Genomic DNA, 9,085 nt, shown 5'->3' with positions numbered 1-9,085 from the left:
ACTATTATCCCAAAGTCTCTTTCGAGTAATGGAGGTAAAGAATCATAGGCTTCATCTTCAAGTCTAAAACCTATAGTATGAGAGATACCTCCGACTTGAGTGGCAAGGTTTTCATGAGATTTAGATAGGGCTTGATGCGATTTAGTAAGGGCTTTTAATTCCATTTCTGTCCTTTTTTGAGCCTCTGCCAACTCAGATACAATTACCCCCAGATGTTTTACGATATCTTTAAGCTCGGAAAAATCATCCTTTTTAATAAATGTTTCACTTAAAACCATATAAAGAGAGTCTTTAAACTGAGTATCCTTTTTCAACAATACAGGCAAAACTCTAAGAATATGCGATTGCTCTTCCTTTATCAATGAAATAGCCATAATATACCTCCATTTACTTCTACAACGCTCTGGGATAAAATTGGGCGTTGATTTTATTAGTCTTCACACACTTCTAATTTTCCCTTCACCTCCAGTATTCCCCTCTTGAGAGGGGTTAGGGGTGTGTTTTTCTCTGCGTCTCTGTGTCTGTGCGGTGAACAGTTATAATTTCTCCTACTGTATAATTTATTGTATTGTATTTTTTTCACGCCACATCTACATATAGAAAATTAGTTGTATCATGATGCCCACCCGCAATACCACCAGTAATGATAATTTTGTTTCCAGACCGAAATATACCGGTGGATTTTGCGGTTTCAATCGCCTTTCTTATCATATCATCCGTATTATCAAATTCATCTGATTTAACGGGATAAATTCCCCAATACAGGGTCAATTGCCGAACTGTTTCCATAGATGGGCTGACCGCGATAACTGGCACAAATGGTCTATATTTAGCAATCATCCTTGCGGTCAGACCTGAATATGTACAGGCAATAATCGCCGCTACCTTTAAGTCCATCGCGATTTGCGCTGTGGCATATCCAATTGCCTCTGTAGTATTTATACCTCGCAGGTCTATTTTATCTTTTAATATTGCCTCATATTCTAATGCCTTCTCTGCTTCTAAAGTAATTTCTACCATTTCTTTAACACATTCTACCGGATATTTACCGATAGCAGTTTCTTCGGATAGCATCAAGGCATCCGTTGAATCAAAAATAGCATTGGCAATATCTGTTACCTCTGCTCGTGTGGGAATATCTTCATTTACCATAGACTCTAATATTTGCGTGGCGGTAATAACTGGTTTGCCAAATAGATTTGTCTCTAAAATTGCTTTTTTTTGCACCAGCGGGATTTTAGCCAGGGGTGTTTCAATGCCTAAATCTCCTCTTGCCACCATTATGCCATCTGCAGATTTAATTATCTCACTTATATTTTCAATTGCCTCTTTTTTCTCAATCTTGGCAATAATTGGGATAGAGGCATCTTTTTCTTTTAATATCTTACGCAACTGCATAATATCATCTGCATTTTTTACAAAAGATAAACTTATAAAATCTACTCCTTCCTCAATCCCAAGGTTTAAATCCTCAATATCCTTTGGAGTAAGTGAAGGGATTAAGAGTTTAGTCTCCGGGAAATTTACCCTTTTGTCTGATTTTAACTCACCACCTTTGACCACCTGGCAAATAATATTCCCCATATCATGTCTAATCACCTTTAACCTTATTCTGCCGTCATCAATGAATATTGGCTCACCTGATTTTACTTCCTTCGGTAGATGTTTATAGGAGACAGAGACTATATTTTCATCCCCTTCAACTTCTTTAGTGGTTAAGGTGAATACAAAATCCTCCTTTAATACCACCCCTTTTTTTACTTTCCCTATTCTAATTTTGGGTCCGGCTAAATCTTGCATAATCCCTATGGGTTTATTGATTTCTGCAGATATTCTACGAACACTTCTTATAACTTCAAGGTGGTCTTTATGTGTCCCCTGGGAAAAATTCAATCGGACAACATCCATCCCCGCCTCAGCTAATTCCTTTAATATTTTATGGGAATTACTTGCCGTCCCAATAGTGCATACAATTTTTGTTCTTTTCATAATATTAAACATATCTTAAATTTTACAACATTACTTTTAAAATGTCAAATAAAATTTATTCTAAATTTTTAGTTGCATTTTTTCTTTATCTATGCTATACTTTCAAAAGTGGTTAAAAATCTTGAGACCATAAAGAAAGTAGCGTATGCAAGTAGTATTGGAATTGTGCTCGTTACTTCAACTTTTATTGGCTTAGGAATAGGTTATTTTTTAGATTCACGATTTGGCACAACACCATGGTTGACTATTGGCGGATTATTACTGGGTATCATCGCGGGCTTTTACAATGGCTATGAAATGATAATGAAAATTATGAAAGAATGAAAGAAATTACTTTACCCCAAATTACTAAAACAACCTCGATACTAATCGGCATTGTTTTTCTAATCTCTTTATTAACCCAAAATATATCAATAATATCAGGTATAGTCATTGGTTCCTTACTTGGATTATTAAACTTTAAGGCACTGATTTTAACGACGCAAAGAGCCTTTAAATCTGAGCGGACAAAGTCATATATCTTGATGAGTTACCTGGTTAGATTAAGCCTATTGGGATTAATATTAACCCTCATATTACAAGTAAAAGCAATAAATTTTATTGCCGTGATAGGTGGATTATCCATCGTGATTATGGCGATTTGTGTCCAGGGAACGATTAATTTCATAAATAGATAGGTGAAAGGGAAAAGATGGAAGCAGAGGCACCCTTTTTATTTCAATTTTTAGTCAACTGGCTAAATCAATATTTAGGAAACTACATTCCCATAAATGCTACGATTGTTATGACCTGGTTGATTTCACTTGGGTTAATAGGTTTTGCCCTGGTGACCTGTTCTTCTTTAAAAATGGTTCCCAGGGGACTACAAAATCTATTAGAACTCTTAGTTGAACAGGTTCTTCAACTCTTAGAGGGCATTATGGGACATAAGAAGGCAAAGTTCTTTCTACCTTTAATGGGCACACTGACCCTGTTTATTTTAATTTCAAACCTGATTGGACTCATTCCTGGATTGAAAGCACCAACAAGTGATTGGAACACAACTATTGCCTTAGCTATGATTGTATTTATCCTGACACACTTTTTTGGAATAAAACAAAAAGGATTAATTGGTTACTTTAAGCATTTTGTAGGTCCTATCTGGTGGTTAGCTCCATTGATGGTGCCCATACATCTCATTGGAGAAATTGCGAAACCTTTTTCCTTATCTATCCGACTATTTGCTAATATGATGGCAAAACATATGACCTTAGGTTGCCTGGCACTATTGCTTGTTCTGTTTTCAAAGAAGACAATTCTATTTGTCCAAACCTTATTTATCCCTGTATTTTTACCACCAATAGTTATGCTTTTAGGGGTGCTTACTTGTCTTATTCAGACATTTGTTTTTGTCTTTTTAGCCATAGTCTATATTTCCATTGCTATGGAAGAAGAAGAACATTAAAAAAATTTTTGGAAATTAAAAAGGTAACTGGTAACTAATTACCATTCACCAGTTACCAATTATCAAAAGAAAGGGGGATTTTAAATTATGGAAGGAGCAGTATGGTTTTTCGCTCTATCAGTTTTAGCTGCAGGCATAGGAATAGGGATTGCCACCATTGGACCTGGCATCGGACAGGGAATTGCCACCAGTAAGGCAGTAGAAGGGGTTGCCAGACAACCAGAAGCATCTGGCAAGATTATGACTCTCTTAATCTTAGGATTAGCCTTTATAGAATCGTTAGTTCTATATGCACTGGTTATTGCCTTAATCATTATCTTTGGCAATCCAGCCCTGCAACATATTATTGGTAAATAGTGAATGGTGATTGGTAATTGGTGATTGGTAACTGGTGATTGGTAACCGGTAACTATTTAACCAGTTACCATTTAACCAGTTACCATTTAACCAGTTACCATTTAACCAGTTACCATTTAACCAATTATCAGGCAAAGGAGGAAGATATATGGAAGGTCACGGTGAGGTTATCAGTATTAGCTGGCAGATATTATTAGTCGAATTAGGTAGTTTCTTAATCTTGTTATTTTTTCTGGTAAAATTCCTTTTCAAACCGATTACTAATTTTTTAGAAAATCGCTCAAATCAGATAAAAACTACATTAGAAACCATAGAAACAGAAAAGCAAGATATTGAAAAGATAAAGCAAAATTATCAAAATGAAATAACTGAATTAAACAAAAAGACAAGCCAGATAATTCAAGAGGCAACTAAAGAAGGCGAAATTCAAAGGCAGAAAATAATTGCCCATTCTCAAAAAGAAGCGAATAAAATGGTAGAAAAGGCAGAACAATCCATTGAAAAAGAAAAGGAAAAAGCGATTAGTGAGATTAAAGCACAAGTAGCGGACATATCGATTCTCGCCGCCTCAAAAATCCTGGAACGCAGTATTGATGAATCAATAGCTCATCAGTTAATAGACGAGTTTATAGAAGAAATAGACCAGCAGAACGCTCATGCCCACAGGAAGTGGCACAAAGGGGGATGAAAATTAAGGGGCTCGGGACTCGGGAATAAAAGAATCCCCTAACCCCTTAATCCCGCCAGCGGGGAGATAAAAAAATAAAAATCTGTGTCCTCTGCGAAACCTGCGGATATTTTCAGGGGAAACGGTCATGAACCGTTGGTTTACAAATGAGGATGAAAATAGTAGATAGGAGATAGAAGGTGGGAGGTAAGGAGATAGGCGTGAGGAATGATGTTTTCTTTACTTTCTACTCTCTACTCTCTACTTCCTATTTTCAGGAGAAGATACCACAATGAAAAAACCCAATATCGTAGCAACTAAATATGCTGAGGCATTAATTAAAATTGCCAAACAGAAAGATGCCCTTAAAACCCAGGCAGAACAATTAGAACTAATGGTTAAAGTGCTTTTCTCCAATGAGAATCTGATGAAAATACTTGCTCATCCTGCTCTTACTTTAAAAAATAAGGAATCGTTATTAAAAGAGCTCTTCAGTCAATATTCTTTATCCAGTGACAGTCTAAATCTTCTTCTCCTTTTGCTCAAAAAAAATAGACTTCAATTACTCGAAGATATATCTTCAAAATACCAGCAATTCATTGATAGACTGCAAAATATATACCAGGTGGAGATTATCAGTGCAGTCCCTCTGAAAAAAGCACAAGAGGAGCGGTTAATCGCAAAATTATCAAATCTCTTACAGGCAAAGATAAAATTAAAGATTTCTATCAATCCAGAGATTTTAGGTGGACTTGTTTTACAAATAGGAGATAAAATAATTGATGGCAGCATCGTTAGACGGTTATTTATGCTACGGAGAGAATTAGTTAGAAAAGTATAAAAGTTTTTGGAGGTGTAGAAGATGTTAACCAAGGAACATGTAATAGAAAAAGTAAGGATTCTTCCAAAGAGTATTTTAAAAGAAGTTGATGATTTTATTGACTTTTTGGAAATTAAAACAAAAAAAGTGGGAAATGAATGGAATTGGTTAGCAAGAAGATTGGATAAGATTGAAGAATCTGACTTTAAAGATTATTTAGATGGGCTTACAAGTTATGAAGATATGCTTGCAAGAGGAGAAATAAGATGGAAGTAACAAGAGGAGATATGTTCCTTGCTGATTTGAATCCAGTTGTAGGTACAGAACAAGCAGGAAGAAGACCTGTTTTAATAATTCAGATTGATAAGGCAAATGAGGTAAGTCCTCATACGATAATAATTCCATTTACTACTAAGATAAGGGAGGCAATTTTACCTTCCCATACTAAAATCCCAAAAGGTGTTGGAGGATTGAAAGAGGATTCTATCTTATTATGTGAACAAATACGAGTGATTGATAAAAGACGATTACTCAGGAAACTTGGTAATCTTGATGAATACTATATGAATAGAGTTATGAAATCTCTCAGAGTAATATTAGGAATGTAGGGGAAAGTGAAGTTGTATGTAACACAGAGGTTACAATGCACTTGCTTTTTGGCTAATAAAAGATTACTATGATGAAGAGGAGGTATTAAATTATGCCAGAAATAAAGGCAACAGAAATTAGTTCTATTATTAAAGACCAGATTGCAGGCTATGAAAAGGAACTAAAAACAGAAGAAGTAGGCACTGTTATTCAAGTGGGCGATGGAATAGCCAGGATATATGGTCTTGAAAATGCAATGGCTGGAGAATTAGTCGAATTCCCGGAGGCAGGTATTTACGGAATGGTGTTAAATCTTGAAGAAGATTGTGTGGGTGCTGTTATTTTAGGGGCAGATATTAATATCAAAGAAGGCTATCAGGCTAAATTGACCGGACGGGCAGTGGAAGTCCCTGTTGGCGAGGCATTGTGCGGACGGGTAGTAAATGCCCTCGGAGAACCTATTGATGAAAAAGGACCTATTAAACCAAAGGAATTCAGGGCAATTGAATCAAGAGCCCCTGGTGTAACCGAACGGATCCCGGTCAAAGAACCTATCCAAACCGGCCTCAAAGCAATAGATGCAATGATCCCTATTGGTAGGGGACAACGCGAACTGATTATCAGTGATAGACAGCTGGGTAAAACGGCTATTTTAGTCGATACAATCCTCAATCAAAAAGATACAGATGTCCATTGTATCTATGTGGCTATTGGACAAAAGCAATCCAGCGTAGCTCAGGTAGTTAAAGTATTAGAGGATTCTGGTGCAATGGATAAAACTATTATTGTTTCTGCCACCGCTAATGTACCTGTGTCATTACAATATATTGCCCCTTATTCGGGGTGTGCGATGGGAGAATATTTCCGGGATACAGGCAGACATGCCCTTGTTATCTATGATGATTTATCAAAACATGCTATTGCTTATCGCCAGATGTCTCTTTTGCTTCGCAGACCACCAGGTCGAGAGGCATACCCCGGTGATGTTTTTTATCTTCATTCTAGACTACTTGAGCGAGCGGCAAAGTTAAATGATGAAAAAGGTGGCGGCTCACTTACTGCTCTACCGGTCATTGAAACCCAGGCAGGTGATGTCTCTGCCTATATTCCAACTAATGTTATTTCAATTACAGATGGCCAGATTTATTTAGAAGGTGGCTTATTTTATTCAGGGGTTAGACCGGCAATTAATGTGGGATTATCTGTCTCACGGGTTGGTTCTTCGGCTCAAACTAAAGCGATGCGTCAGGTAGCAGGTAAATTACGGCTTGACTTAGCTCAATACCGTGAATTAGCCGCCTTTGCCCAATTCTCATCGGACCTCGATAAAACAACGCAAAATCTGCTATCTCGTGGAGAACGAATGGTAGAAATCCTTAAACAAGACCAATATCTACCTATGCCATTAGGAAAACAGGTAATGATTATCTATGCCGGCGTAAATGGATATCTTGATGACCTTCCAGTTAAAGAATGTTCTATTTTTGAAGAAGGATTTTTAAAATTTATGGATGAATATCATCCTCAAATAGGTAAAGAAATTGGAGAACAAAAAATTCTATCTCAACCACTTGAGGATGAACTAAAGGCGGCTATTTTAGAATTCAAAGAAAAATTCGCTAAAGAAAAGGAAGAGCATGCACATAAGGTATTAGGAATAACTGTTTAAACTTGGTAAGCGTTCAGGTGTCAGGCGTCAGGTATCAGGTTTAGGGTACAAAAACGGATTAAACTCTGTTGAATAACGCTTAAAACCGTTAAGAACGCCTAAAATTGTAAAGTAGTAGGTAGACTTACCCCTCACCACTTTGACTTTCTGCTTCTGGCTGAAGCCTGATACCTGGTAAGCGTTCAGCCATCAGGTATCAGCAATCAGTTAACATCCAGGAAATCAGGATAGTAACAAATCCTACAATTTTGCGTAAAGGGTGTCTATGTGTCTGGTAGTCTATGTAACCCAGACACTTAGACACCCAGATACCAGACTACCTGAACGGTTACGATACCTGATACCTGAACGCTTACACTCTTTATAATATGTTCATTCTCCGTGCCCTCTGCGTCTCTGTGGTGAATAGTTACATTTTTTTAAACTGCTCTAATTTATTGTATTTTAATTGGATTAGGAAGAAAAAAATTAAAGGCGGTAGTTCCCTAAACAAAAATATTAAACACTAACCTCAAAAAGAGATTTTTGGGGAAAGGGGAAATACTACCTCATCTACGACTTCTTACTTATCCATCATCCTCTCAAAAAAACTTGGGGAATTTCTGTCATTTGGCACAAACCGTTCGCCGACCAATACCTTTTCTACAACTGGATGTCTGCCATCTTTAATTGAAATGATATTTTCATTATTGACCTCTGGCTGGATATAATCATTCTCAACGGCTACTTGTAAAAGGGATAAAATAACATCTAATAAGGCAATGGCATTAGCTACCTTTTGAATCCGTTTTACCTCAGTGATTATCTGTGTCCGAACCTTTAAAAATATTTCATACTCAATTTCGACAATTTTATCTTGAGCATTCAGGATTTTCACCTCCCATTCCTTTAATTGTGGAGTAATGAACCTTTCGGCATTAGTTAAAGTTTGTTTGCGGGAATTATATGGTGTCAAGTCCCATTTTTCCCTTTTCCAGATATTTCTTGAACGCACTTTTCCAAATTTAAGAAAATCAGACCTGACACCAATTACCTTCTTGTTCCTTCAGTGGGGGTGAAAAGAAGATTGTCTATTTGGAAGGGCTAATAAAATCAACACTCAATTTTATCCAAGAGCGTTCTCGTAAGAAAAAGGAGGTGTTGAAAGAACTTGACACTTACAAGGCCTGCGAAGAGTGCTGGAAGATCGAGGACAATAAAGATCGTGAGTATAGTTTTCGTAAGTTCATTATCCATAGTGAGCAATTGGCTCGACAGAATGCCGAAACCCGTGAAAGTCATTTACAGAAGGCTGAAGGAGAACTCCATGCCTTAGGTAAAAAGCTCAATAAGGGTAAACTGAGGGGGCGAGAAGCTATTGATGCTATGGTAAATAAGGTGTTGTGTAGTTATAACTCGATGTTCAAGTTTTTTAAAGGTATAAGGATTTAACCGCAAAGAGCGCAAAGGAAGATTTCGCAAAGGACGCAAAGGAAAGAAAATAGGTCTATGAACGAAAACGAACTTTCAAATATTGTTAATTGCTTATAAATTTCAATGTATTAAGACTCA

14 protein-coding genes are annotated in these 9,085 nt (G+C 36.9%); 11 read left to right on the top strand and 3 right to left on the bottom strand.

The annotated features are described in order from the left end of the window. Positions 1–374: hypothetical protein (locus tag AB1414_10440; GenBank protein MEW6607851.1), on the bottom strand; the 374-nt coding region annotated here is incomplete at its 3' end. Between the two features lie 205 nt (positions 375–579). Continuing rightward, complete coding sequence (gene pyk, locus AB1414_10435; protein ID MEW6607850.1) at positions 580–1,989, bottom strand: pyruvate kinase; 1,410 nt, start codon at positions 1,987–1,989, stop codon at positions 580–582. Positions 1,990–2,097: 108 nt separating this feature from the next. Between pyk and AB1414_10430 the strand changes: the two genes are divergently transcribed. The 10 genes from AB1414_10430 (at position 2,098) to atpA (ending at position 7,534) form a co-directional block, all read left to right on the top strand. Then, positions 2,098–2,313: an AtpZ/AtpI family protein gene (locus AB1414_10430; GenBank protein MEW6607849.1), complete on the top strand. Its 216-nt coding sequence runs from the start codon at positions 2,098–2,100 to the stop codon at positions 2,311–2,313. Continuing rightward, on the top strand, positions 2,310–2,666 hold the full coding sequence (locus AB1414_10425) for an ATP synthase subunit I (protein MEW6607848.1): 357 nt from the start codon (positions 2,310–2,312) through the stop codon (positions 2,664–2,666). Before AB1414_10430 ends, AB1414_10425 begins: the two co-directional genes overlap by 4 nt. Positions 2,667–2,680: 14 nt before the next feature. Beyond that, positions 2,681–3,433, top strand: a complete 753-nt coding sequence (gene atpB, locus AB1414_10420; GenBank protein ID MEW6607847.1) for a F0F1 ATP synthase subunit A — start codon at positions 2,681–2,683, stop codon at positions 3,431–3,433. A gap of 87 nt (positions 3,434–3,520) precedes the next feature. Next, entirely contained in the window at positions 3,521–3,790 is a 270-nt protein-coding gene (gene atpE, locus AB1414_10415; protein ID MEW6607846.1) for an ATP synthase F0 subunit C, read from the top strand. A gap of 38 nt (positions 3,791–3,828) precedes the next feature. Then, the gene (locus AB1414_10410) at positions 3,829–3,987 is read left to right on the top strand and encodes a hypothetical protein (GenBank protein MEW6607845.1); all 159 of its coding nucleotides are present in this window, start codon (positions 3,829–3,831) and stop codon (positions 3,985–3,987) included. Continuing rightward, positions 3,939–4,478, top strand: a complete 540-nt coding sequence (gene atpF / locus AB1414_10405) for a F0F1 ATP synthase subunit B (protein MEW6607844.1) — start codon at positions 3,939–3,941, stop codon at positions 4,476–4,478. Before AB1414_10410 ends, atpF begins: the two co-directional genes overlap by 49 nt. A gap of 271 nt (positions 4,479–4,749) precedes the next feature. After that, complete coding sequence (gene atpH / locus AB1414_10400) at positions 4,750–5,298, top strand: ATP synthase F1 subunit delta (protein ID MEW6607843.1); 549 nt, start codon at positions 4,750–4,752, stop codon at positions 5,296–5,298. A 21-nt stretch (positions 5,299–5,319) separates the two neighbouring features. Beyond that, entirely contained in the window at positions 5,320–5,553 is a 234-nt protein-coding gene (locus tag AB1414_10395; GenBank protein MEW6607842.1) for a hypothetical protein, read from the top strand. Further along, the gene (locus AB1414_10390) at positions 5,544–5,885 is read left to right on the top strand and encodes a type II toxin-antitoxin system PemK/MazF family toxin (GenBank protein MEW6607841.1); all 342 of its coding nucleotides are present in this window, start codon (positions 5,544–5,546) and stop codon (positions 5,883–5,885) included. The genes AB1414_10395 and AB1414_10390 overlap by 10 nt, the downstream gene beginning before the upstream one ends. A 92-nt stretch (positions 5,886–5,977) precedes the next feature. Continuing rightward, complete coding sequence (gene atpA / locus AB1414_10385) at positions 5,978–7,534, top strand: F0F1 ATP synthase subunit alpha (protein MEW6607840.1); 1,557 nt, start codon at positions 5,978–5,980, stop codon at positions 7,532–7,534. A gap of 562 nt (positions 7,535–8,096) precedes the next feature. On the opposite strand, the gene AB1414_10380 is transcribed toward atpA, so the two are convergent. Beyond that, entirely contained in the window at positions 8,097–8,528 is a 432-nt protein-coding gene (locus AB1414_10380) for a hypothetical protein (protein MEW6607839.1), read from the bottom strand. Positions 8,529–8,674: 146 nt separating this feature from the next. Between AB1414_10380 and AB1414_10375 the strand changes: the two genes are divergently transcribed. After that, complete coding sequence (locus tag AB1414_10375; protein MEW6607838.1) at positions 8,675–8,965, top strand: hypothetical protein; 291 nt, start codon at positions 8,675–8,677, stop codon at positions 8,963–8,965. Positions 8,966–9,085: the final 120 nt, after the last annotated feature.

It is taken from the genome of bacterium (assembly GCA_040755795.1).
Taxonomy (GTDB): domain Bacteria; phylum UBA9089; class CG2-30-40-21; order CG2-30-40-21; family SBAY01; genus JBFLXS01.
Note: the sequence above shows the minus strand (reverse complement) of the source record. Positions and strands in the feature narration are given on the sequence as shown.